22 protein-coding genes are annotated in these 22265 nt (G+C 70.5%); 9 read left to right on the top strand and 13 right to left on the bottom strand.

Features of this window, described 5'->3' with window-relative positions; genetic code table 11:
• The first annotated feature begins 297 nt into the window (after window positions 1-297).
• The gene (locus WMF34_RS09915) at window positions 298-909 is read left to right on the top strand and encodes a hypothetical protein (RefSeq protein ID WP_437993122.1); all 612 of its coding nucleotides are present in this window, start codon (window positions 298-300) and stop codon (window positions 907-909) included.
• Between the two features lie 307 nt (window positions 910-1216).
• On the opposite strand, the gene WMF34_RS09910 is transcribed toward WMF34_RS09915, so the two are convergent.
• The 12 genes from WMF34_RS09910 to WMF34_RS09855 form a co-directional block, all read right to left on the bottom strand.
• Entirely contained in the window at window positions 1217-1828 is a 612-nt protein-coding gene (locus tag WMF34_RS09910; RefSeq protein ID WP_012234525.1) for a hypothetical protein, read from the bottom strand.
• An 11-nt stretch (window positions 1829-1839) separates the two neighbouring features.
• Window positions 1840-1980 (bottom strand): hypothetical protein, encoded by a 141-nt coding sequence (locus WMF34_RS09905; RefSeq protein ID WP_157906577.1) that lies wholly within the window; start codon window positions 1978-1980, stop codon window positions 1840-1842.
• Window positions 1981-2117: 137 nt separating this feature from the next.
• On the bottom strand, window positions 2118-3140 hold the full coding sequence (locus WMF34_RS09900) for a TauD/TfdA family dioxygenase (RefSeq protein ID WP_437993121.1): 1023 nt from the start codon (window positions 3138-3140) through the stop codon (window positions 2118-2120).
• 87 nt (window positions 3141-3227) lie between these two features.
• Window positions 3228-4691 (bottom strand): hypothetical protein, encoded by a 1464-nt coding sequence (locus tag WMF34_RS09895; RefSeq protein ID WP_437993120.1) that lies wholly within the window; start codon window positions 4689-4691, stop codon window positions 3228-3230.
• Window positions 4651-5724 (bottom strand): hypothetical protein, encoded by a 1074-nt coding sequence (locus tag WMF34_RS09890; RefSeq protein ID WP_012234522.1) that lies wholly within the window; start codon window positions 5722-5724, stop codon window positions 4651-4653. Before WMF34_RS09890 ends, WMF34_RS09895 begins: the two co-directional genes overlap by 41 nt.
• The gene (locus WMF34_RS09885) at window positions 5721-6467 is read right to left on the bottom strand and encodes a nucleotidyltransferase domain-containing protein (RefSeq protein ID WP_012234521.1); all 747 of its coding nucleotides are present in this window, start codon (window positions 6465-6467) and stop codon (window positions 5721-5723) included. The genes WMF34_RS09890 and WMF34_RS09885 overlap by 4 nt, the downstream gene beginning before the upstream one ends.
• A gap of 3 nt (window positions 6468-6470) precedes the next feature.
• The gene (locus WMF34_RS09880) at window positions 6471-7958 is read right to left on the bottom strand and encodes a DUF692 domain-containing protein (protein ID WP_437993119.1); all 1488 of its coding nucleotides are present in this window, start codon (window positions 7956-7958) and stop codon (window positions 6471-6473) included.
• Window positions 7959-8087: 129 nt separating this feature from the next.
• Window positions 8088-9011: a Rieske 2Fe-2S domain-containing protein gene (locus WMF34_RS09875; protein ID WP_437993118.1), complete on the bottom strand. Its 924-nt coding sequence runs from the start codon at window positions 9009-9011 to the stop codon at window positions 8088-8090.
• Between the two features lie 293 nt (window positions 9012-9304).
• Complete coding sequence (locus WMF34_RS09870) at window positions 9305-9586, bottom strand: NAD-dependent epimerase/dehydratase family protein (RefSeq protein ID WP_437993117.1); 282 nt, start codon at window positions 9584-9586, stop codon at window positions 9305-9307.
• Between the two features lie 126 nt (window positions 9587-9712).
• Window positions 9713-9838, bottom strand: a complete 126-nt coding sequence (locus WMF34_RS09865) for a hypothetical protein (protein ID WP_437993116.1) — start codon at window positions 9836-9838, stop codon at window positions 9713-9715.
• A gap of 235 nt (window positions 9839-10073) precedes the next feature.
• Complete coding sequence (locus tag WMF34_RS09860; protein WP_437993115.1) at window positions 10074-11045, bottom strand: alpha/beta fold hydrolase; 972 nt, start codon at window positions 11043-11045, stop codon at window positions 10074-10076.
• Window positions 11046-11313: 268 nt separating this feature from the next.
• On the bottom strand, window positions 11314-11571 hold the full coding sequence (locus tag WMF34_RS09855; RefSeq protein ID WP_437993114.1) for a hypothetical protein: 258 nt from the start codon (window positions 11569-11571) through the stop codon (window positions 11314-11316).
• A gap of 303 nt (window positions 11572-11874) precedes the next feature.
• Between WMF34_RS09855 and WMF34_RS09850 the strand changes: the two genes are divergently transcribed.
• The 7 genes from WMF34_RS09850 (at window position 11875) to WMF34_RS09820 (ending at window position 19604) form a co-directional block, all read left to right on the top strand.
• Entirely contained in the window at window positions 11875-12435 is a 561-nt protein-coding gene (locus tag WMF34_RS09850) for an NADPH-dependent FMN reductase (protein ID WP_437993113.1), read from the top strand.
• Between the two features lie 247 nt (window positions 12436-12682).
• Window positions 12683-13357 carry an RNA polymerase sigma factor gene (locus WMF34_RS09845; protein ID WP_437993112.1) on the top strand — a complete coding sequence of 225 codons (675 nt, stop codon included), beginning with the start codon at window positions 12683-12685 and terminating at the stop codon, window positions 13355-13357.
• Window positions 13341-14612, top strand: a complete 1272-nt coding sequence (locus WMF34_RS09840; RefSeq protein ID WP_437993111.1) for a hypothetical protein — start codon at window positions 13341-13343, stop codon at window positions 14610-14612. Before WMF34_RS09845 ends, WMF34_RS09840 begins: the two co-directional genes overlap by 17 nt.
• 148 nt (window positions 14613-14760) lie before the next feature.
• Complete coding sequence (locus WMF34_RS09835; protein ID WP_437993110.1) at window positions 14761-16230, top strand: hypothetical protein; 1470 nt, start codon at window positions 14761-14763, stop codon at window positions 16228-16230.
• Between the two features lie 697 nt (window positions 16231-16927).
• Window positions 16928-17215, top strand: a complete 288-nt coding sequence (locus WMF34_RS09830; RefSeq protein WP_012234511.1) for an RNA recognition motif domain-containing protein — start codon at window positions 16928-16930, stop codon at window positions 17213-17215.
• A gap of 107 nt (window positions 17216-17322) precedes the next feature.
• The gene (locus WMF34_RS09825; protein ID WP_044964443.1) at window positions 17323-17505 is read left to right on the top strand and encodes a hypothetical protein; all 183 of its coding nucleotides are present in this window, start codon (window positions 17323-17325) and stop codon (window positions 17503-17505) included.
• An 878-nt stretch (window positions 17506-18383) separates the two neighbouring features.
• A complete protein-coding gene (locus tag WMF34_RS09820; RefSeq protein ID WP_437993109.1) occupies window positions 18384-19604 on the top strand; it encodes a hypothetical protein in 1221 nt (406 codons plus the stop codon).
• A gap of 765 nt (window positions 19605-20369) precedes the next feature.
• Here WMF34_RS09820 and WMF34_RS09815 read toward each other — a convergent pair.
• Complete coding sequence (locus tag WMF34_RS09815) at window positions 20370-20669, bottom strand: hypothetical protein (RefSeq protein ID WP_012234509.1); 300 nt, start codon at window positions 20667-20669, stop codon at window positions 20370-20372.
• A gap of 770 nt (window positions 20670-21439) precedes the next feature.
• Here WMF34_RS09815 and WMF34_RS09810 point away from each other — a divergent pair.
• A complete protein-coding gene (locus tag WMF34_RS09810; RefSeq protein WP_437993108.1) occupies window positions 21440-22201 on the top strand; it encodes a hypothetical protein in 762 nt (253 codons plus the stop codon).
• The last annotated feature ends 64 nt before the right edge of the window (window positions 22202-22265 follow it).

Here is a 22265-nt window from a genome sequence, read left to right as displayed (position 1 = left end):
CAGGTCCTCGCCCGGGCAACGGGCGTCGATCCCGGCTTCTCGCGTGCCGCGCCGAGAGAGCGCGGCCGAGCGCTGTCCGAGGCGCCTCCTGCGCGAGCATCTCGCTCCGGCGCGGCGACCCACGATCACGCGCCGCCGGACGCGGCTCACGCGCTGCCAGACGCCGCCCATGCGCCGCCGGACGCTGCCCACGCGCCGCCGGGCGCGCCCGACGCGCCTCCCACCGCCGCGGCACCTCCAGGCCTCGGCGGCGCGCCGGTCTGGGCATTGCCAGGTGTCTTGCCGGTGGAGCCTCCGGTGCGTCCCCGCGCTGCCGAGCGCCCCCTCGCCCCGGTGCGCCCCGTCCCTGAGCGCTCCGCGCGGAGCGACGCGGCCAAGGACGGGCGGCAGCCGGTCCTGGTCTTCCCCGCGGCGGGCGTGCTCGCCTCTGCTGTCGCGGAGGAGGTGTCGTCATCCGCCGTGCCGCCGGACTCCGAGAGCTCGTTCGAGCTCACGCTGGGCGCGAAGGGACGGCTGGTCTCGGTGCGCTTCCTGGAGGCAAACACGGGGAACGGCGACGACTTCCGGCGCGTCGCCCAGGCCGTGTTGAAGCGCTTCTCCGCGCGTGCGCTGGCGATGAACGGCGACTTTGCCGCCGGGAGCAGGGTGACGGTCCACGTGACCAGCCGGGTCGTCATGCCGGATGGGACGTCGCACGGGATCCCGACGCCGACGAAGAGACCTGGAGACGGCAGGTCGATCATCCGCGAAGACTCGCTGGACGATCGCTTCAGGTCGCCTCATCTGGCGCCGTCGCCGGGCGTGAAGCTGCCCAAGCTGACGTTTCTCTTCGATCTCGCGAACATCGGCGCGCAGCGCCGGAGGGTCGTCAGCACGCGGGTCGAAGCGGTGCCCGCCGCGCTGCCCTAGAATACTGTTCACGTTGCTCAAGCGAGAAATGAACCGCCAGAAGACGCCAGAAGACGCCAGAAGAATAAAAATATCTTGGCGTCTTATGGCGCCTTGGCGGTCCGAAATCTGCGCTTTTCAGGCAGCTTCAGCCCGTTTGTCGCCCTACAGCGGTTTCCGCCCGCCTCTGCACCATGCAGAGCAGAGCGGCGGTCTCCCGCACAGGAGACGGGCCCAGATCGGCGTTTTCGGCGCGCAAGCGCACTCCGGTGCGCTGAGCACCGAAAACGTCGAGGTGGGCCCGTATCCGAAGCGGGTGACCGCCGCTCTACTCCGGCCAGACCTCGATCCAGACGAACAGCACCTGTCCGGCGGCCTGGTTATCGACCGCCACCGGATAGACGGTGCGCGCTCGGAGCGCCTCGACGAGGTGACCGTGGTGGATCGCGAACCGCCCGATGAAGTCGTCGTTCACGAGATCCCTGTCGATGAGCTCACCGCTCAGGTGGACATCCGGCGTGAGCGGCACGCGGTACCAGGTCGGCGGGCCTTTCCATCCGGGCGTGCAGGTGTCGCGTTGCCCCGGGCGATCCAGCGCTCGCCTCCCGAGCGACCGGCCGCCCACGAACAGCTCCGCCGAGCCGAAGGGCTCCGGCGGCTCGGTCCCCGCCCCTGCCGCCTCCGCCGCGAAGCCGGCCACGCTGGCGGCCGCGGCGACAGGGTGCTTCGTGCGGAGCAGGCCGCCGATGGCGGTGAGCGCCTCCGCCGGGACCGCGCCCATGCCGTCCCATTGACGGCCGTCCGCCTTGGCCGGGCTGATGACGGCGCCGTCGATGGAGATGCGGACATGCGCCGGCAGCGGCGGCGCCGCCGGCTTGCACGCCGCGCAGCCAAGGGCGATCCCGCACAGCGCGGCCGCTCCGAGAGGACGTGACGCCATGCCTCGAGAATCTATCCCGGCGGCCGCGCCGCACCAACGCCCTTGGTCGCGCGCGGGCGGCCATGCACGCCGACGGCGTAGGCCCCGATCACCAAGAACTTCGCGTCAACGGCGCACAGGGCGGAAATCAGATCGAGGAAGTCTTCGTTCATGGGCGGATCCCGGGAAGGCCAGCTCGAACAGCTCCTGACTTAGCTTCCAGGTGACCTCGGCACGCTGGTGGATGGGGAGGGAGCTCCAGAAGAGGACGTCCGCTTCCGCTTGCGCCTCGCCCCGGCGCAAGCGCTGCTCACCCGCGGCTCATCCGCCCGAGCGCCTCCGCCAGCGCGCCGTCGTCCGCGCCCTCCGCGTCGCCCGAGAGCGCCTCCTCCGCGGCGGCGAGCGCCGCGTCGCGGAGGCGGTAGAGCTCGGGCTCGGGGATGCCCGCGCGCGCGGCAAGCACGCCCGGCGGGACGCCGCGCAGCATCTCCAGGACCAGGCCGAGGCGGCGGCGGGCCTCGGGCGGCGGCGGCGCGCCCAGGCCGAGCCGCCGCCGCGTGGCCCGCGGCGCTCCGGTGAGCCGGCGCGCGGCGGCCCCGGCGACCTCCGCGGCGAGCGCGTTGTACGCCGGCGGCGACGGGAGCCGCGCCTCCGTCCAGACGAGCAGCCTCACGAACTCGCGCGCCCCCTCGAACGCCCGCCGCCCGTGCAGCATGCGCCGGTTGTCGACGACCAGGATGTCCGCCGGGCCGAGCGAAAGCTCGATCACCTCGCGTCGCGACGCCTCGACGAACCGCGCGAGGCGCGCGGCGATTCCGTCCCCCGGCGGCACGACCGGCGCGTGCGTGAGCGCGAGCGCGCCGCCGCGGAGCGACACGGTGGGCCCGAAGAAGTCGCCGAAGACGAACGGGATGCGCCTGTACACCGTGAAGAGCGCGCGGAAGAGCTCGGGATCGGCGCGCTCGATCGCCGAGAGCAGCGGCCAGCCGTCGAGCAGGAGGCAGCCGCCGCCGCGCTCCGCCGGCCTGACGCAGGCCATGATCTGCACCGCCGGGGGCGCGCCCGCGAAGCACTGGCTGTCGGTGTGGAGCGGCGCCGCCGCGGAGCTCGCGGCGAACGACCTGCCGCCCGGCACGGCCTTGATCGGCTGCCGCTCCACCAGGAGCGGCCTTGCCCCGAGGAGCCGCTCGGCGAAGCTCCACGGCGCCCGCGCGGCCTCCTCCGGCGCCAGCGCCGCGTCGCCACGGAGGACCGAGAAGCCGCGCGCCGCGAGCTCGTCGAAGAGCCTCGCCGGGCCGCCCTCCGGCCCGGGCCAGATCCATCGCTCGCTCATGCGCGCGCTCCGCGAGGGCGCTCGAAGGGGAAAATCATCTTATTTATCCAGCAGAACCAGGCCAGATGGCCGCGCCGTCCATTCCGCTCACGCATCGCGGAAGCGGGCCTCCCGGAAGCCGGCCCGGAGCAGGTCGCGCGGGATGGGCACGATCCGGAGCAACGGCGCGCCCTCGGGCACCTCGATCGGCGCCCCGAGCCGGCGCACGTGGAACACCGCCGGGGTCGCGAAGAAGGCGTCGGTGGCGACCACGCCCCGCATCACGTCGTAGCCGTCGCCGTGGACACCGTCGAGCAGGCTCGACCAGCCCGGCGGCGTCCGGGTGAAGGCCCAGGGCTTCACGAAGAAGTGCGGCTCGCCCGGCGGGTGCGGCGTGAAGTACTTCGTCAGGTACCAGAGCGCCCCGCGGTTCGCGGCGAGGAAATCGTCGCCGAAGGTCCGCGCGAACGCGCGCTCCACCGCGGCCGCCCCGTCGGCGAGGCGCGGGGCGTCCGGCGCGACGGCGAGCGTGTGCCCGTCGAACGTCGCGCGGAACGGGACGGCGTTCCTCACCACGATCGACGCGAGCCGCCGAGCACCCCCGCGCCAGGGGACCGGATCCGGCCCGGCCGCGGTCGTGACCTCGGTCACCTCGGTGATCTCCGGCGCCGCCGGCCCGGCGACGACCAGCCGCACGCGCGCCGGCCCTGCGCTCTCCTCGCCCGCGCTCCCCTCGCCTGTGCTCCCCTCACCGGCGCTCTCCTCGCCCGCGCTCCCCTCGCCCGCGCTCCCCTCGCCCGCGCTCGCGTTCCGCCCACCCGCCGTGCCCGCCACGAGCCGCCGGTACTTGCGGGTCACCTGGCCCTTCTTCACCGCGAAGTACTTCGCGTCGTAGAACTCCGCGTGCGTCCGCCCCACCTCGGGCGCGTCCGCGAGCGAGCACGCCTCGATCTGCACGTCGGGGAGCACGGGCGCGATGCAGCCGATCTCCCCCTCGAGCTGCAGGCGCTGCGGGGCCTCGTCGCGGACGCGCAGCTCGACCACCAGCGGGACGAACGCGCCGTCGTCGGCGAGGTACGCCTCGCTCACCTCGATGAGCGCGTTCCGGCGGTTGGCTGCCCCCGCGACGCGCAGCCACAGGCCGGGGTCGGGGCGCACCAGGAGCCCCGTCCACAGGCGCAGGCGGGGCGGCCCCAGCCCCTTCCGGCACGTCCAGGCGAGGCCGCCGCGCAGCGCCCGGTGCCATGCCCCTTCCGGCGCAAGGAACCCCTGCGAGACCAGCCGCGTCAGCGCGACGCGGTGCGCGCGGGCGAGCGCCTCGCGGTGCTCGCCCGCTGGCTCGGCGCGGAGCGACCCGAGGCGCCGCCACACCTCGATCGGCCGCGCCAGCGTGATCTGGAGCCCGAACGCGTTGCCCTCGAGCAGCGGCACGCACGCCTTCGCCACCCGGAGCGGCACCGCGCCGTCGAGATCGCCGGTGCGCCGGGTGAGGCGGCACAGGCCGAGGGCGTCGAGCACCTCGAAGCGGGCGTCACCCGCCGCAGCCACCACCACCGCCGCAGCCGCCGCCACCGCCGCAGCCGCCGCCGCCCCCGCAGCTCGACGAGCTGCAGCTCGATCCGCCGGACGAGCCGCCCCCCGTCGAGACCGGGGGGGGCGGGGTCATCGCGTAGACCATCGGCCCGAAGAGCGGCGACATCGCGAGCGCCGCCGTGCCGCTCGCGGCGACCGTCAAGCCGATGTCCACCGCCTCCCGGCGGCGGCCGCTCGCGACGTCGGAGCGGAGCGAGACGGTCGAGTCGTCGAGCCACCGGAGGTAGTCCGACTTCATGGTGCTGTAGGCGCTCGCGGTCCGCGACACGATCCACGTCGCGACGAGCAGCGCGATCATCTCCACCACCAGGAACGAGTAGGGCCGGTCGAGCTCCTCCGCGCGGATGGCGCGGATCAGCCCCACGCCGAGCAGGCCGACGCCGACCGCCCACACAACGGCCGAGAGGGCCGTCATCGTCGCCCGCGGGCGGAGCATCCCCGCGGCGGCGAGATCGATGCGGATCTCCTGCTCGAAGCGGGCCGCGATCTGGTCGGCGGAGGCGCGCACCTGATCGATCGAGAGCGTCACCGTCTGCTGGCCGTGCGCGCCCCTCGACGAGAGCGAGCTGAAGAACGCCGCGAGCACCCGGTCCGGCGGGGGCGAGCCGACCAGGAGGTGGAGCGCCTGCGGCGCGTCCTTCGCGTCCCCCGCGGGCACGAGCCAGCCCGCGCCCATCGCGACCGCGATCAGCGTGGCGGCCACGCCCTTGTTCCCGTCGCGGAGGTACGCGATCGCCCAGTACTCGTCCGGCTGGGGGATCCACCCCGCCGAGAGCCGCTGCCGCTGCGGCGCATGCGCGTAGGCCGGGGAGCGGTAAGGCGCGCCCCCCGGCGCCCCCGTGACCGCCTCGGCGCCGCGCAGCTGCGCCGAGCGATCGAGGGAGGCGCCGACCGCGCTGCGCACCAGGATGGCGACGACGAGGCCAGAGACCGAGAGCGCCAGATAGAAGAGCAGGAACGCCGGCCCCGACGCCATGTTGAACGGGAAGAAGTCGAAGATCTCGTGGATCATCGCGCCGCCTCCGGGTGCTCCAGCCGGTCGACGTCATCGACCGCGCGCGCGAGCAGCTCCGCCAGCGCCGCGTAGGCCGCGCCCGGCGCCTCGTGGACGCGCTTCAGCGGGGCCACGTCGACGCCGAGGAGCTTGCCCGCTCCGGCGAGCACCGTGCCCAGATCGTCGTCGCCCTCGATCCCGTGCAGGCCGAGCAGGGCGTGGAGCGGGCCGCGGATCTGCTTCACCTTGCGGGAGACCGCGCCCTTCAGGGCGTCGTCCGCGCCCATCCCGTCCACCACCGCGCGCCGGAGGCGGATCTGCGCCTCGCGCAGCTCCTGCTCGACGCGCAGGCGGCGGTTCTTGCCGTCGATCACGAGCGCCGAGAACGGGTCGCTGCCGGAGAGGAGCACGTGGCACCGGCGGATGTCGTCGTAGAGCAGCGGGAACACGTCCGCGGCCCGCGGGATCTCGGCGGCGGTGAGGATCATCGCCTCGATGCGGGCCGCGTAGCGCGCGATCTGGAGCGCGTTGGCGATCGCGTCGAGGCTCTGGCGGGAGGCTTCCTTGAGCACCACCATCAGATCGACGTCGCTCTGCCCGTCGCGGTAGCCGCCCCGCGCCGCGCTCCCGTACACGAGCAGGCACGAAAGCTCGTCGCCGAGCGTCCGTTCGAGGCTCTCCTTGAGCTCGACGAGCCGCGCCTGCACCGGCGCCGGCAACCTGGAGACGGCGCTCCCCGTGGCGATGGATCCCTCGTTCATGGTCTACCTTCGCGGCTCGACGAGCCGGACCTCGGCGCTCGAGCCAATCCCCTTGATCGCCCAGACTACCCGACCTCCCGGCAGCCGCTCTCGCCGAATGAACGGCAGGAGCCTGGGCCTGACGCTCCCGTCGCCCGCAGGCCCGACGAAGCGGGCGCGGAGCAGCAGGCGGTCGACGATCGCCTCGGGCGCGAGCCGGGCGTCGTCCGCTGCAGCCGCGGCGATGCGGAGCGCGTCGGCGACCGCCGTGAGGCTCGGGGCCCTCGGCGACGCCTCGACGCACCGGGCCCCCAGGCGCACGGCCGCCTCGCGGTGAGACGAGAGCCGCGGCAGGAGCGGGAGCGCGTCGTCGACGCGCTTGCGCTGGAGGATCGCGCGCGACCGGGCGACGTCCCCGGCGTCGAACGGGGCCACGGCCTCCGGCGGCGGATCGACGGGCGAGGTGAGCAGCTCGGCCACGCGGGCCTGGACCTCGGCGAGCGCCGACGCCTCGAAAGGTGAAACATCAGGAGAATTTTGCAGCAAGGTGGCGCGAGAGTCGGTCAACCCCGGTCGGGACGGCGCCAACCCCAACCTCGGTCGGGTCGGCGCCAACGTGGGTTCGGCCGGCGTGGGCCCGGCCAACGTGGGTCGGGTCAACCTCGGTCGGGACGGCGCGGCCCGGGCGATCGCCCTCGCGGTCGCGATCTCGGCCGCGAGCGCGGCAAAGGGCGGGAAGTCACCGTCGCGCTCGAGGAGGATCGGGAGCGGCCCGCTGCGAGCGACGACCTGGGCCAGCAGGTCGAACACCGGCGCGGGGACCGGATGGGCATGCGTGTCGAAGTAAAAGCCGTGCTCCACGACGCCGCCGGCGATGTGGATCATCGCCACGCGCTCGAGCGGGTAGGAACCGAGGAGCTCCGCGGGATCGACGCCGGCGTTGACGGCGTTCGCATAGACGTTGCCGACGTCGAGAAGCAGATCGCACCCGGTGCGGGCGACGACCTCGGCATAGAAGTCCCCCTCCCCGAGGGCGTCGCCCGGGAACCGCAGCGTGCACGCCGCGTTCTCGAGCAGCAGGGGGATGTCCGGGAGCGCCCGCCGGGCGGCGGCGACGTTCTTCGCGACGGCGCGCGCCGCCTCGAGCGTGTACGGCAGGGCGGTGAGGTGGCCGATCTCCCGGCCGCCGCCGCGCACGAACGCGACGTGCTCGCTCACGACCGGGGCCGAGAGCTCCCGGCAGAGCGCCCCGAGGCGGCGCGCGCGATCCATGTCGATGCCCGAGGCGCTGCCGAGCGAGAGCTTCACGCCGTGGGGCACCACCGGCCAGATGCGCGCGATGGCCGAGGCCTCGCGCCGCGCGGCCGGGCTCGCGAAGCAGGCCTCGGCGACGACCTCGACGAAGTCCACCGCGCCGGGCGCGGACAGCAAGTCGGCGGCGAGCTCGGGGCGGAATCCAACGCCGACGGCGCCGATGCCGGAGAGGGGCGAGCTGGGGGCGGGCACGAGCACGCGGGGACCTGCCTCAGTCTGCCCTCGCGGAGGGATCCGGAACAGAGGCCATCGGGATCGGCTAGAAGTCGAGCTCACCCGAGATGCGAGAGCCCTGCTCGGATAGAGGCCGCCGCCGCGCCCCGCGCGTCAGAGGAACTGGCTGCTCCACTTGCGGAACGTCATGATGCCTTTCTCCCCGGCGCACAGGACGGGCTGAGCGCGGTAGATCTTGTTCTCCCAGATCGGGATGTCCTCCTCGATCTGCCGGCAGACCTCCGCCGCCAGGGCCTGGCCGAGGCGCTGCGCGCCGTCGTTGCGCAGCCAGAAGGCGACGCGGATGTCGACGAACTCGTCGTCGATCGGGGTGACCGTGTTCACGAAGAGGAGCTCGACGATGCCGGTGAAGCGGATCGTCCCGTACCCCATGCCGTGGCCCTCCCAGGTGATCGTGCCGTCGACCACCTGCCCTCCCGGGCCCTTCTGCTTCACCGCCGACCTGGATCGGATGATGTGGCCCTCGATCTCGATCTCGGTCCGGGGCGGCACCAGCATGCCGTGCACCGTCACGAAGTGGGCCGGATCCACGATGTTCTCGAGGTTTTCCTGGATATGCGTCCGGACCCTCCAGCGCTTGCTCAGCTTCGGGGACCACTCCGTCGAGCGCGCCTCGGCGAGCGGCGGGATCTCGAAGGCGGGGGGCTCGCCGCCGAGCGCGTGGTGGACAAGGATCAGGCCGTCGAGCTCCCGCACCTCCCAGGCGCGGATCCTCGCTCTCGGCGGGATCGTGTCCGCATAAGGGATGTGCACGCACTTCCCTTCGCCGGAGATCACCCACCCGTGGAACGGGCACCGGATGCCGCCCTGCTCGACGCGGCCCCCCACCCCGAGGTGCGCGCCCATGTGAGGGCAGTGGGCGTCGAGGACCCTGGCCTGTCCGTCCTGCGTCCGGAACAGCACCAGATCCTGCCCGAAGCAGCGGAGCGAAATGGGCCCGCCCGTGGACAGCTCGTCCGAGGTGGCGACCTGGAACCAGCCTCGGGGGAAAGGCTGCAGGGGAATTCGAGCGCTCACGTGGGTCTCCTCGGCTCAGCGTCTGTCGGGGCCGCCCGCGCGCTCATGCAGCGCCGGGCGGCGGGGCCTCATCGTGCCGGTGATCGCGGCATGAGAACGTCACTCTACCACCAAACCTCGCAGGCGTGAGTGCGCCGAGGCACTGGCACGCTCCCGCGCCGCGCGCGGCGCGCCTGGCGAGCAGCCGGGCGACCGGACGCGAGCTGCAGGGCATCCGGGGCGGGTGGTGGGGTACTTACCCTACCCTGCCGGAATGATGGAACCGCCAAGGACGCCAGAAGACGCCAAGATTTTTATGATTTTCTTGGCGTCTTCTGGCGACTTGGCGGTTCAAAAGACGCCACCTTCGGCCAAAGTACACCACCACCCGTGGGCGAGCTACGCTCGACCCCAGACGAGGCGCGGGCGAATGGAGACAGTGGGTCGGCCGCGACCGGCGCCGCACCATACCGTCGCACGACGTCGGCGCTCTTTGGCGAGCGCGCCAGCGCGCTCACCTCGTGACCGGCGCGCACGAGTCCCTCGACGAGATGGCCTCCGATGATCCCCGAGCCCCCTGTAACGAAGACCTTCATGGCCGCCACGATGCCCGCGCTCTCGCGGGATGTCCAATGCGGCCAGCGGCGGCGCCGGGACGGGCGCAGTGGTCGCGCCCGGCTAGAACTGCCGGGGACGAGGTGATTGGATCGATATGCCCGTGGTCAATCGAGCATCTCGTTCTCGCCCTCGACGCTGGCCAGCTCGGCCGCCAGCTCGCCGGCCTCGGCACGCAACCGAGCCATCTCCGGGACAAGCACCGCCGCCTCCTCCGCCTCGATCCGCGCCATCAGCGCCGCGAGCTCTCCTGCTCGGGCTGAGTCAGGGTGCCGGAAAGCTCCCTGTCACGGAGGCGGTCGAGCTTGCTCTGGTCATCCTCGGTCCAGCTCATGGCAGCCACCCTACCCATACCAGGCTGGGAGCGCAGGGGCAACGGCAGGCGCTCGCAGCAACCCGGCGAGAACGAGAGGCGCTATCAGTGCAGCCGCGCAGCTGCGCGCGGCAGCCGCTCAAGCGCAGCGCAGCTCAGCCGAGGAAGTCGAGGACATCCTCGTTGAACTTCTCGGGGTTCTCGAGCCACATGAAGTGGCTGCCCCCCTCGTCCGCGCCGAAGAGGATGAGCTCGGCGCCGGGGATCTGGTCGGCGACCCATTGCTGGGAGATGGGGTTGAAGATGCTCGCCTCTCCGCCGACGACGAGCGTTGGCACGTCGATCCGCGGGATCACGTCCCTCCAGTCCTGCTCTGCCTGGTCCACGAGCAGCTTGGCGGCGTACTCGCGCGGGAGCTTCAGGTTCTGCTCGACGACCAGCGCGAGCTGATCCGCCGGGTAGCCGGGGGTGAACATGGTGGCCACGAGCCCGTAGGTCGTGGCGATCCCGTCGGGCCCGCGCAGCGCGGCGGCCGTCTCGTGGAGCGACTGCGGCGTGAACAGGGCCCCCGCCTCGGCCGCCTCCTCCGCGGACCAGTCGGGCCAGGCCGTCATCGCCGGGCCCACGTCGACGAGGACCAGGCGGTCCAGGTCGCGACCCCCGTAGTTATCCCAGTAGCTGTAGAGCGCGCCGCACCCCATCGAATGCCCGAGGACGGAGAGGTGCTTGAACCTCATCCCGCAGATGAATTCGTGAAGATCTCTGCTGAAGCGCGCGATGCGGTAGCCGTGCTCGGGCTTCTCCGACGCGCCATGTCCGCGCCAGTCGAGCGCGAAGACATGGTGGTGCCGCGAGAAGGCGAGGATCTGCGCCCTGTACAGCGCCGCCGACTGGGACCACCCGTGCAGGAGCAGCAGCGGCCTCCCCCTCCCCGCCTCCAGGTAGTTGAGGGCGACCCCGTCGCTCGTCGTGAAGGTCCCGGAGCGGATGCGCGGCGCCGCCGACGCCTCGCCACCGAGCAAGCTCGTGGCGGCCAGCCCCGCGCCGAGGCCCACCGCCTGCTTCAGCACCTGGCGGCGGGTACGGGTCGAGCTGGACGAAGGTGCTCCTTGCTTCTTGTCGGTCATGGCTCTTGATCTCCACTGCCGGCGGCGCGCGCGAGGCTGCCCCTCGATCACGCGCCGCCACGGCCAAAAGGAAGAGTCTCGACGCGACCGCGGCGATCGCCCGGATTGACGATCATCTCGACCGCGCCGTCGAGCAGATTGTTCACGAACGGACCAAGGCCGCAAGTAAATACAAATTACAAACGGCGCAAGCAAATCTCCGACGCCGGCGCGTGTCTACGCAGGAGACAGGCAGCGCGGCGCCGCGATCGCGACGGCGCGCGCCGTGTCATGCCATGAACCGGACGCAATACATCGGAGGGAGGTGGCTTGAGATCAGCTGCCATGAATCGCCTTGATCCTCGATGATCCAGAGCGACCCTGTGGTGGACCCGAACGCGAGGCGATCGCCGCTGTCGTCGATGTCGAGGGCGTGCCGGAACGTGAGGTCGTACGGGTGGCGCTGCGGCAGCTCATTGCGGAGCACGTCCCAGACCTTGCCGCCGTCGCGCGTGCGGGACACGACCACGTTGCCGCCGACGGGCACGCGCGTCTCACGCCCACCCCCGGGACGAGCCTGGACGATACCGCGGCAAGTCCCATGGCGCGGCCCGCCTGCCCGTACCAGGGCTCACCCCCGTGGCGCCTGCGGCCGCGCGAGCGGCGGTACGGGCCCAGGGATCGCGCGCTCCCGCGACACCTGGCTGGCGGGAAGCCTGCCTGGCTGGTAGTAGCCTCGAGCTGGTAGCAACCTCGTGAGCCCCCTCCTCTCCACCGCGGCGTCGTGGGAATGCGCATCACGCCGCCTGTTGGCTCGAGCGGAGAGGGGCTACTGCCTCGGAGAGAAGACATGTTGAAGGTGGCGATCATCCTGGGGAGCACGCGGCCGGGCCGCAACGGCGAGGCTGTCGCGAAGTGGGTGCACGACGTGGCGACGAAGAAGGGCGGCGCCGACTACGAGCTCGTCGATATCAAGGATTTCGACCTGCCGTTGCTCGACGAGCCGGCGCCCCCGTCGATGGGACAGTACACGAAGCCTCACACCAAGGCGTGGGCGGCGAAGATCGATTCGTTCGACGCCTTCGTGTTCGTCACGCCGGAGTACAACCACGGCACCTCGGGCGCGCTCAAGAACGCGATCGATTACCTGTACAAGGAGTGGAACAACAAGGCGGCTGGCTTCGTGAGCTACGGCAGCGCGGGAGGCTCACGCGCCGTCGAGCACCTCCGGCTCGTGATGGCCGAGCTCCAGATCGCGGACGTGCGCTCGCAGGTCATGCTCTCTCTGTTCGACGACTTCGAAAATTTCAGCGTGTTCAAGCCCCGCCCCCGCCACGAGAAGTCCGTCGGCACCTTGCTCGACCAGCTGCTCGCGTGGGCCGGAGCGATGAAGACGCTGCGCGCCGGGTGAGCAAGGCGCGCTCGCGGAGCCTCGAGGGCCCGACGACGCCGATCCGGAGCGGTTCTCGTGACGTTCGCCGATTCTACCGCGGACGTTGCAGGAGGGTACCAGGAGAACCCCGTGGAGGGGAAATCGGCGCCTGAGACCGCCGAGAGGAAACCAGCGCCGACCTCGATTGTGTAGGGTCTCAGATGGCGCAACTCTTGGTCGGCTCGTGGGGCTTCACGGCGGACGGGACCCTCGCTCGGAGGCGCCGGTGAACCTCGCCGCGCGACCTCATTTCGAGGGCCAGACCCGGGCGGAGGAGCTGCTCCCCCCTCCGGCGGACGGAGGCCGGAGCGCTCCACCGGACGACATCGCCGTGCCTTCGGAGCGGAAGCTCCCCCCCGCCGTGACGCAGCGCTCCGGCGAAGAGGCGCACGAGATCGGCGCGCTCTACCGCAACCACCATCGTCTGGTGTACCGCCTCGCGCTCCGCTACGGCCGCGGCAACGTGGCCTGGGCAGAGGACGTGACGCAGGACGTCTTCCTCGACCTGATGAAGGCGCTCGAGACCCTGACCGAGCGAGACAACCTCGAGGGGTGGCTGTACCGGACGACCTCGAATCGCTGCCTGAACCGCCTGCGCCGGGACCGATTCCTGGCGCTCCCGCCCATCCGCTGGCTCCTCGGGCAAGGCGAGGACGAGCGCAGCCCCCTCGATGAAGTGACGATCGCGCGCGACGATCTGCGCCGCGCGCTGGAGACGCTGGGCACGCTGCCTCCCAAAGAACAGGTCGCTTTCTCGATGTTTTATCTCGACGGCAAGGAGCAGGAGGAGATCGGGAAGATACTCGGCCACTCCAAGGGATACGTTTGCAAGCTGATTCAAAAGGCGGTTGCGCAGCTCCGCGACGCCGGATGGGAGGTGGGCCATGACGCGAAACCGTGATCTGCTCGCGTTGCTGCGCGAGGTGGACGAGCAGCTCGCCTCGGTGAAGCCGTCCCCTCGGCTCGAGGCGCGCCTCGTCGCGGAGCTCGACCGGCGCGGGCGGCGGCCTTTCATGGGCGGGAGCGGGGGGCGCTCGCTCGTGCTGGCGCTGGGCGCCAGCGCCAGCATCGTCGCCCTCGGCGCCGCGCTCCAGGGCCTCACCCCCGGCTCGATCTTCACAGAGCGCCCCGTCGAGCCGGCGATCGGGCTCGTGGGCGATCCGCCTCCCGCGGACGCCGGGCTCCAGGAGCGCACGCCGGCCCACGGCCCGACAGCGCCGCCTCCCCGGATCCGCGCCCCGCTCCTCCAGGAACCTCCCCGCCGGCTCGCTCCGGCGCCGCCCGTGCCGCGCAGCGCCGTGCCGCCGCGGGACGCGAACGACACCCCAGGGCTCCTGGACGACGGCCGGCTCCCTGTCGACCGCGCCTCGCCTCCGCCGGCGCGCGGGCGCGTCGAGCCGCTGACCCCTCCGCAGACGCTGGGCCGGAGATGGGTTGATGGGCCGGAAGGGCTATCTCCTCTCGCGCAGCGCGGGCCTCACGCCGCGCTGCGCCGAGGCGCCGGAGGCGTCCCCGCGGAAGCGGCCGCGCACGAGGGCGAGAGCGGAGAAGGCCCCCGTGCCCCGGACGCCGAAGGACCCGCGACCGAAGATCCGGTCGCCCCGCGGGACGAGGCGCTCTGCCAGACGGCGGACGCGTTGCGGCGCGAGGCCAGGGCGCAGTGCGAGGCGCAGGGCCTCATCGTCGCGGATTTGACGCTGCTCGATCCCTGCGCTCAAGGGAGCTACCTCGACGCCGAGTACACGTGCGGGAGGATGGCGCTGACCACGTGCTGGAAAGGGGTGCTCGGCGACGGCGTCACGTGCTTCGACACGACGTATGTCAAGGACGAGGTCTGGAGGATGTGCAGGGACAGGGGCACGGAGCTCCGCTCCCTCGATCAGGAGCAGCCTGACCGGGACTGCGGTGACCACGAGACGACCAGGGTCTACTACGAGTGCTGCCCCCAGGGGGACCCGCTGCCTTCGCCGTCGTGCTGGACGAGCGAGATCGACTTCGGTGAGGCATGCCAGCCGTACGAGGGGCTGGATGCCGAGGCCACGGCGCTCTGCAACGGCAAGGGCCACTATCTCTTCCGTCGCGTGTTCGGGGACAAACACGTCGCCTGCACCGACGCCACCGCCACGAGCCTGAGCTACACCTGCTGCCCCTTCTGATCGCGAAATCGCCCGCCCGAGGAAACCGCCGGCCTCGTCGCGGTTGGTAGATGGAGAGCGACACGACGGAGAGGGCGCGCTGACCGGAGCACGAGCGGCGCGCGTTCGGAGCTGTCCGGCGCAACGCCGGCTTTCACGGAGGATCACGATGCGGACTTCCCTTGCGATAGGTCTATTGCTCAGCGTCTCGATATCCAGTCTCCTCGTCGGATCCGGGTGCACCATCACCCTGGCGCCGGATCCCGATCCACCAGCGGGCTCGACGGGCGGGGAGGGCGGGAACGGCGGGGACGTGGATCAAGGGGCGGGCGGCGGGGAGGACCCGGGGTCGGAGGGCGGCGGGGGACGCTTGCCTCCCCCCCCGCCCTCGGCGTGCTGGCTCGGGGATATGGGCGACGGGTTCACGTGCCACGACACGGCCACGCTCCGGGATCACGCCCAGGCGAGGTGCGCGAGGATGGGCGCGGAGCTCGCGAGCTTCGTGAGCGACACCCTCAACCCGAGCTGCGCCGAGCACGAGAGCAGCGAGGTGGTCTTCGAGTGCTGCGGCGGCGAGCCGCCGCCTCCGCCGCCGCCGAACTCGTGCTGGAAGGGCGAGCTGGGCGACGGGTCCTCCTGCATCGACATGGGCGCCATCAAGGATAGGGCCTACGCGATGTGCGTGAGCGCGGGCGCCCGGCTCACCTGGCTCGACGCCCTGCCGGACCCCGGGCGCTGCGGTCTGAACGAGGCCACCAAGGCCACCTTCGAGTGCTGCGGCTCCACGCCGCCGCCCCCTCCGCCGCGCGCGTGCTGGAAGGGCGAGCTCGGCGATCGCAGATCCTGCGTCGACCCCTCCGCGCTCAAGGAACAGGCCTATGCGGCGTGCTCGCGCTCGGCCGCAGACCTCACCTTCTTCGATTACGAGCGGAACAACCCGAGCTGCGCGGCCCACGAGACCACCTGGGGTTACTTCGAGTGCTGCGGTAGCGAGCCTCCTCCTCCTCCGCCGCCTCCTCCGTCCGGCGCATGCTGGAAGGGCGAGCTGGGCGATGGCCTCTCCTGCGTCGACCGCACGGTCATGAAGGATCGGGCCTATGCGACGTGCGTGAGCGCAGGCGCCAGCTTCACCTCCTTCAGTTACGAGCAGGACAACCCGCGTTGCACCGGCAACGAGACCAGCAAGGCCGTCTTCGAGTGCTGCGGTAACGAGCCGCCTCCTCCGCCGAGCACGTGCTGGAAGGGCGAGCTGGGCGACGGCCTCTCCTGCGTCGACCGCACGGCCATGAAGGATCGGGCCTATGCGACGTGCGTGAGCGCAGGCGCCAGCTTCACCTCCTTCAGTTACGAGCAGGACAACCCGCGTTGCACCGGCAACGAGACCAGCAAGGCCGTCTTCGAGTGCTGCGGCGTCGAGCCCCCGCCTCCTCCGCCGGAGGCCTGCTGGGGTGGCTCTCTGGGCGACGGCACCTCGTGCATCGACGCGAGCGCCCTCAAGGAACGGGCCTACGCCACGTGCGCGAGCGACGGCGCGGAGCTCGCGGCGTTCGACCCCGGGTACGATGGTCGCTGCGCCGCTTACGAGTCGAGCCACGCAAAGTTCACTTGCTGCGCTTCGAAGGCGCCCCCCCCTCGGTAGCGCCGGCGCGACCGCGCGGAACCCCGGGGCGAGCGCTCTCGATCCTCGAGCGGCACCGGGCGAGCCCATCGAGCCGTGCGTACATCCCAGGGCCGTAAGGCCGACAGCGGTCGCTCGGGGTCCGCTTCAGGACACGACGCGATGATCACCCACATCGCGCCGATGAGCTGCTCCGATTTCAAGGAGCTCGCTTGTTGGCAGTCGGATGCGTCCGCGGCATACAAGTGAGATTGACGTTCTCGCGCCGGGGCCGGGCACGTTCAGCACGCCGCGCGGTCGCGAGGGCGCGGGCGCCAGGCCCCCGCTCAGCTCACGGCGGGCCCTCGCAGGGTCCGGGGCCGAGGTGCACGGCGCGCGGACATGGGCCATTTCGCCCCGATGCAACCTCGTTGTTCGCCTGCCGCCTGCGGTCGGCGGCAGGCTCGGTGACGTAAGACGGAACGGCGCGCTTGCGGACGACGATGCGCCGGGCTAGGATGCCCTCCTCACGACCGTCCCTGGCCCTCTATAACGACGCTTTCCCTCTTCCCTCTCTCGTGAGGGAGATTGCAGCTCGCTCGGACGACTGGACGACGCACCGTGTGATCGCGCGGGAGTTCCGCGCCGCACGTCTCCATTCGATCCATCACGGCTTCGTCGGATGGCAGGCCGAGAGCGCCGCAGAGCGCACCAGAAAGCCGTAAAAGAGCAGGGTGGCATGGGAAATCGTCTCTACGTAGGAAATCTTTCGTTCAACACCACCCGCGAGACCCTCGAGTCCGCGTTCGCCGCGGCCGGCGAGGTCCGTGAGATCGCGATGCCGACCGACCGCGAGACGGGACAGCCGCGCGGCTTCGCGTTCGTGACCATGGGCACGGCCCAGGCCGCGAACAGCGCCATCTCGCAGCTGAACGGCGCCATGCTCGATGGCCGCACGCTGAAGGTCAACGAGGCCCAGGAGCGTCCGGCGCGCGGCTTCGGCGGCGGCGGTCGCGACCGGTACTGATCACGGGCGCGGCGTGGCGGCGCTCGTGCGCCGCCACGCCTGCGCACTCAGGACGCACCATGAGGTGCTGAAGAACGCGCCCGGAGGCGCCGAAAGGCCTGTTTCGCATGCAGAGGCAAGGAGCATTGAAGCGGCAAAAGGAACGCGAACGGCAAGAGAAGCAGCGCGAGAAAGACGCGAACCGTCTCGCGCGCCGCATGGAAAAGGGCTCCGGCGTCAGCGGGACGCCGGGACAGGATCCGGACATCGCAGGGATCGTCCCGGGGCCTCAGCCTACGGTCACCGAGTGAAGCGCGCAGCGCCGAGCCAGGGCGCCGAGAGCGCCCCGTCAGAGCCAGCAACCGACCAAGACGGCTCGGCGCAGGCGACCGTACGGCAACGATTCATCGAGCAGAGCGCAAACGCGCTGGGCCAGGCGTGGGCCAGGCGTTGGCGTCAAGACCTCCATCGAGAAGGCCGCCCCGCCGCCGGCGGATGGCCCGGCACGCTGCGTGAAGCACGAACTCAGGTGGAGATCACCCTTCCCGGGGAGCTGCGCCATCGCAAGATGCCCGCCATCACCGGCGTGGAGCGCGAGCTCGCCGCCCGGACCGCCAACTCGAGCGCGCGGAACGAGTGGAGAAGGCACACCGACCCCGAAATCCCCTAGTCGGGTAGGCCGGGGTCGACTACCCCCCGCCCCCCACAGATCCGGACGTGCGGAATTCCCGCATCCGGATCTTCGGGTGGCGGGCGTCAAGATGGTTGGTCACAGCCTCATGAGTGCGTTGGCCTCGTGCGTGTGGGCGTTGAGGGTCACCGGACCGAGACGCTGAACACGCAGGCGTCGTCGCGGGCCGGTCATGATGTCCCGCACGCGGACTATCCGTGCGAAATCGCGGACAAAGTCGAGAACTTTGGGCGGACCGTCCTTCGGCCCTTACGTCAACCGTAACGGCGGGGCGAGCGGGCTTGATTTTGCGAACCCGCTTAGACTCGCTACCCGCTGGCGCCGTGACCTTCCGGGGCCGGGCGTGGTTCGGCGTGAACATGCCGCCAGCGGGGCTCGTGCTGCGCATCGAGGACTGAGGGCGAACGCCGGGGAGGCGTCGAGCGCACCTGGTCGAGCCTGAGATCCAGCCGGATTGAAAGACGAATGCGCGTGAGTAGAGTTTGCTAGGCTGGTCGCATGATTCCAACGAAGAACAGGTGGCTAGTTCTCAGTCTCGTTGCGATCGCCGCGAGCTCGACGTCGGCGTGCACAATCGAGACCGCGTCGTCCGCCGACACATCGGACACCTCCGGCAGCGCGGGCACGTCCGGCGGCGCGGGCACCTCCGGCGCCGGGGGTGCTGGTCCGAGCGGCTCCTCCGGCACCACCGGCACATCGGGCGGCGCCGGCGCTTCCGGCAGCGGTGGCTCGTCCACCGGCGCGGGTGCCCTCCCCGCCGGCACGTTCCTCTACGTGCGCGCGGAGACGGCCGATCACGATCAGCTCATCGCGCGAGACTTCGCGACCGGCGCCGAGCGCGTGGTCACCGATCTGCGCGGCGACGGCAGCGAAGGTTGGGAGATCTGGGGCCACACCCTCTCGCCCGACCGCACCCGCATCGTCCTCGCTTCGCTCTACGGCCCCACCAAGGAAGACAACGACACCCACCTCGCGACCCGCCGCCTCTGGAGCCTCGCCACCGACGGGACCGACTTCCGCCGCCTCACGCCGGTGTTTCCCAACGACGGCGCGGGCCGTACGAACTTCCAAATCTCGGTGGACGCACCGATGTTCACGGCTGACGGCACCGGCATTCTCTATGACTTTGGCAGCTGGTGGTACGAGGGAACAAGCCTTCAAGGAGGCTCGTTCCCGTGGCGCGTGCCGGCGGGGGGTGGCTTGCCGGAGCCCTTCCCCACGGTGTTGAGCTGCACGGTGATAGAACCTTCGGTCAACCCGGCCACCGGCGAAGTCCTCCTCATTCACAGCGTGTGCGTGAACTCGGAGGATCAGGGCATCTTCCTCTATCCGAGAGCGGGTGGCACCAGCCCCACGAAGCTCGTGGACGAGGGCTACGGCGCAGGCCAGGTGCAGCCCTCCCTCACGCCGGCGAGCTGGCTCGGCGACGGAAGCGGCTTTGTCTTCGTCGGAACCATCAACATCCCGGCCGACGACACCACGGTAGCCACAAGCGCCCTCTTGGTTTACGACATGGCCACGGCCACGATGTCCCCCCTCGTGCTCGCCGAGCCCGACACCTACATAGATAGCGTCACGATCTCTCCCGACGCGACGTCCCTCGTCTACTGCCTGCGCCATGACGACGTGACGGATCTCCACGCCATCGACCTCACGAAGGCCGAGCCCGAGGACAAGCCGATTACCACCGACGGCAAGAGCTGCTACCCGGCCTTCTGAAGCGTCGCTGGCGACCTCGACCAAGGACCTCCCTGAAGCGACGCCAGTCGTCGCTCGATCCGCTCAGGCTCCGGACCGCATCCAGGACGTCGCGGGCAAGAGGATCGCGGCAGCGCTCGACCCAGAGGATCTCCCGGGTCGAGCGTGCCCCGAGGGCGATCCCCCAGGCACCGTCCTCGCTATGCTTGCACCATTGGAGTCTCGGAGGTGCGAACCCGGAGGCCCGGATCATCCCTGGAGTCCAGCCTCGGCCTGGAGAAAGCCGACACGTCCAGACGAGCGATCATCACGACCACATCTCGCGGCGCTCTCATGAATCGCCCCCCTTGCGACGCTGCGCCGCTCGGGACGGCACGCGAGCAGACAGCTGAAGATCAGCTTGTGATCCCGACGCAGGGTTCGTCAGGGGAACGTGCGTCCGTACCCGGCGGATCGCGCGTCCCGATCGAGCCAGGGCTAGCCGCCGGCGATGGCGGCCATCTGGATCCTCGTCGCGAAGACGCGCGTCAGCCGCACGGCGACGGCTTCAGCCTCGAGAGACCATCACCCACGCCGTCCTGCGCTACCTGGAGCGGGCCATGAAGGAAGCGAACCACAACAAGACGCGCTCGGCGGCGCTCATCGTCTTCAGGAGCTACCTGCGCCTGAAACAGTGGCTGGACAGGTACGGGGTGGAGGCGTGATGGGACGGGCCGCCTCCGGCCGAAGGGCGCGGTCTCCGCGATGGTGGGCGGAGGATTGACGCTCTTCTAGCTGTCTGCCGCTCTAGCCGTAGGTCGCGACGCCATTGGCGTAGGTGATCGTCCCTTTCTCCCCGAACTTGCGCCCATGGTTCGCGGCGTAGCCGGCATGATCGTCCGTGATGGTCACCGTGATCGTGCGGGTCGAGGACTGGTCGAGGAAGAGCTGATGGCAATTGTGGTGCCGTTCGCCCGTGCACGGCCAACCGTTCATTTCCACCTCGAGGTTCCCTTGACGCTTGACGGAAGCGAACATGACCTCTTCCGCATGGTAATGACCGTCGCTCTCGTACGTCTTGCCTTTGACTGTCACTGAGATCGGCATATTACCCCTCCAAGATGCTTGCGCATTCGAAACGATGCGCCTGTCGTGCATTGTTTCGTCGCAGCGCATAGCATCTCAGGCTGGGTTGCGAGCGTAAAGCAAATTCGAACCATGATCTCTGCTGCGCAAGGCTCGTGCGCCGACCTCTCCCGGCGCCCGCTCGCCGCCGCCCGGGGTCTCCGACAGCTGGCCTATGCGGCGTCCACGATGCGAACTCCGGCCGCGCTTGGGCGCTGGGTCCGGCCCGCTTGGTGTTGTCGATCACCTTCGTCGATGCCGATGGCGCACCTGGATCCAGCTCGTTGATGGTGGGGCGGTTGGCTTGCCGCGGAGCGCCATTGTCGATGCGTATTCTGCCCCACATCGACGGCATCCGGGGCGGAAATTTCTCTGGGTTGATGTCTTGTTCCAGCTCACGGTCTCATGGGGCGGCCTGGCGGTCGTCCGGCAGGCGAGCGCCTCGCTCGGCGCGGAGCTCTCCTCCGCAGGCGCAGGCCATCCCTGCGCGCGCTGGTCCTCCGGGGGAACAGGTGTCTCCTTCAGCGAGACAGGGAGCTCGGCAGCCCCGTGCTCTTCTCTAGAGATCAGGGGAGCGATGAGCCTCGTTTTCGGCGCGAACACGGGGGCTCGTCGGGGGGTGCGTGACCCGCTCGCCGTGGCATGACGCTTGCGAAACCTGTCGCTGTACGCCGCTTCTCGGCGACGACGCCCCTTCGAACACGGAGCCATGCACGTCGTGCGTGGGCCGATTTCACCCAACGGAGATGAACATGACGTTCAATCGAACGATCGCGTCTGCTCGCGCCAAAGATCATGCGACCGGCAAATCGCTCCTCGTCTCTCGGCGCACGATCCTGGGTCTGCCGCTCCTGGCCGCGCCGGCGCTGCTCACAGGCTGCACCGCCGAGACGCTGCTCAGCGCCGGGTTCAACCAGGACACCGCATCTCAGCCGCCGGGCTCACAGCAAGCGGTCGGCACCGTCGCGGCGGCGCTCGGCAACGGCAACGTGGTGGTGGCCGCTTCTCCGGCCGGCGAGGCCAACGATCAGTGGGTGCTCATTCAGCACCCGAGCTTCAACGACGTGACGTCGATCCAGGGTCGCTTCAGCGCCTTCCGGGGAGATGGACAATACATGGCGACCGCCAGGCTCTTCATTCCAGGCGCGGACGGCGGAGTCCCGACGCTGCAGTTCGAGGGCTTCAACCAGCCGCTGAGCGACCTGAACAGCTTCTTGCACCTCGACTTTCTCACGAACGGGACGGTGCGCGTCAACGACGACAGCAACCTGACCTTTGGGACGTATCAGCGCGGGCAGGTGTTCAGCGTGCAGCTGACGTTCAACATCAGCGCGAGCGCGGCGACGGCGACCATTACCCTCCTGGGGGCGGCGTCCGGCAGCCTCGACGTCGCGATCCCGAGCTACTTCCTCAACCAGGCGCGGAACTTCGGCGCGGTCAGAGCCTGGATGGGCGCGAACTCCACGGGCGCCTTCTACGTGGATGATCTCTCGGTCATTTTCGTGATACCGTAAGCGTGCCGTGAGGGACGCGTGAAGAGCGCGATGCCGAGCGCTCCTTCGAGCGCTTGAAGGTGGC

Origin of the sequence: Sorangium sp. So ce145 (genome assembly GCF_051525985.1) — a bacterium.
Lineage (GTDB): Bacteria > Myxococcota_A > Polyangia > Polyangiales > Polyangiaceae > Sorangium > Sorangium cellulosum_B.
Note: the sequence above shows the minus strand (reverse complement) of the source record. Positions and strands in the feature narration are given on the sequence as shown.

Coding starts and splice junctions, on each gene's coding strand:
- WMF34_RS09910 (WP_012234525.1), bottom strand. CDS start 1,828: ATGGCGTCACGTCCTCTCGGAGCGGCCGCGCTGTGCGGGATCGCCCTT.
- WMF34_RS09905 (WP_157906577.1), bottom strand. CDS start 1,980: ATGAACGAAGACTTCCTCGATCTGATTTCCGCCCTGTGCGCCGTTGAC.
- WMF34_RS09900 (WP_437993121.1), bottom strand. CDS start 3,140: ATGAGCGAGCGATGGATCTGGCCCGGGCCGGAGGGCGGCCCGGCGAGG.
- WMF34_RS09890 (WP_012234522.1), bottom strand. CDS start 5,724: ATGATCCACGAGATCTTCGACTTCTTCCCGTTCAACATGGCGTCGGGG.
- WMF34_RS09885 (WP_012234521.1), bottom strand. CDS start 6,467: ATGAACGAGGGATCCATCGCCACGGGGAGCGCCGTCTCCAGGTTGCCG.
- WMF34_RS09870 (WP_437993117.1), bottom strand. CDS start 9,586: ATGAAGGTCTTCGTTACAGGGGGCTCGGGGATCATCGGAGGCCATCTC.
- WMF34_RS09865 (WP_437993116.1), bottom strand. CDS start 9,838: ATGGCGCGGATCGAGGCGGAGGAGGCGGCGGTGCTTGTCCCGGAGATG.
- WMF34_RS09860 (WP_437993115.1), bottom strand. CDS start 11,045: ATGACCGACAAGAAGCAAGGAGCACCTTCGTCCAGCTCGACCCGTACC.
- WMF34_RS09850 (WP_437993113.1), top strand. CDS start 11,875: ATGTTGAAGGTGGCGATCATCCTGGGGAGCACGCGGCCGGGCCGCAAC.
- WMF34_RS09840 (WP_437993111.1), top strand. CDS start 13,341: ATGACGCGAAACCGTGATCTGCTCGCGTTGCTGCGCGAGGTGGACGAG.
- WMF34_RS09835 (WP_437993110.1), top strand. CDS start 14,761: ATGCGGACTTCCCTTGCGATAGGTCTATTGCTCAGCGTCTCGATATCC.
- WMF34_RS09830 (WP_012234511.1), top strand. CDS start 16,928: ATGGGAAATCGTCTCTACGTAGGAAATCTTTCGTTCAACACCACCCGC.
- WMF34_RS09825 (WP_044964443.1), top strand. CDS start 17,323: ATGCAGAGGCAAGGAGCATTGAAGCGGCAAAAGGAACGCGAACGGCAA.
- WMF34_RS09820 (WP_437993109.1), top strand. CDS start 18,384: ATGATTCCAACGAAGAACAGGTGGCTAGTTCTCAGTCTCGTTGCGATC.
- WMF34_RS09815 (WP_012234509.1), bottom strand. CDS start 20,669: ATGCCGATCTCAGTGACAGTCAAAGGCAAGACGTACGAGAGCGACGGT.
- WMF34_RS09810 (WP_437993108.1), top strand. CDS start 21,440: ATGACGTTCAATCGAACGATCGCGTCTGCTCGCGCCAAAGATCATGCG.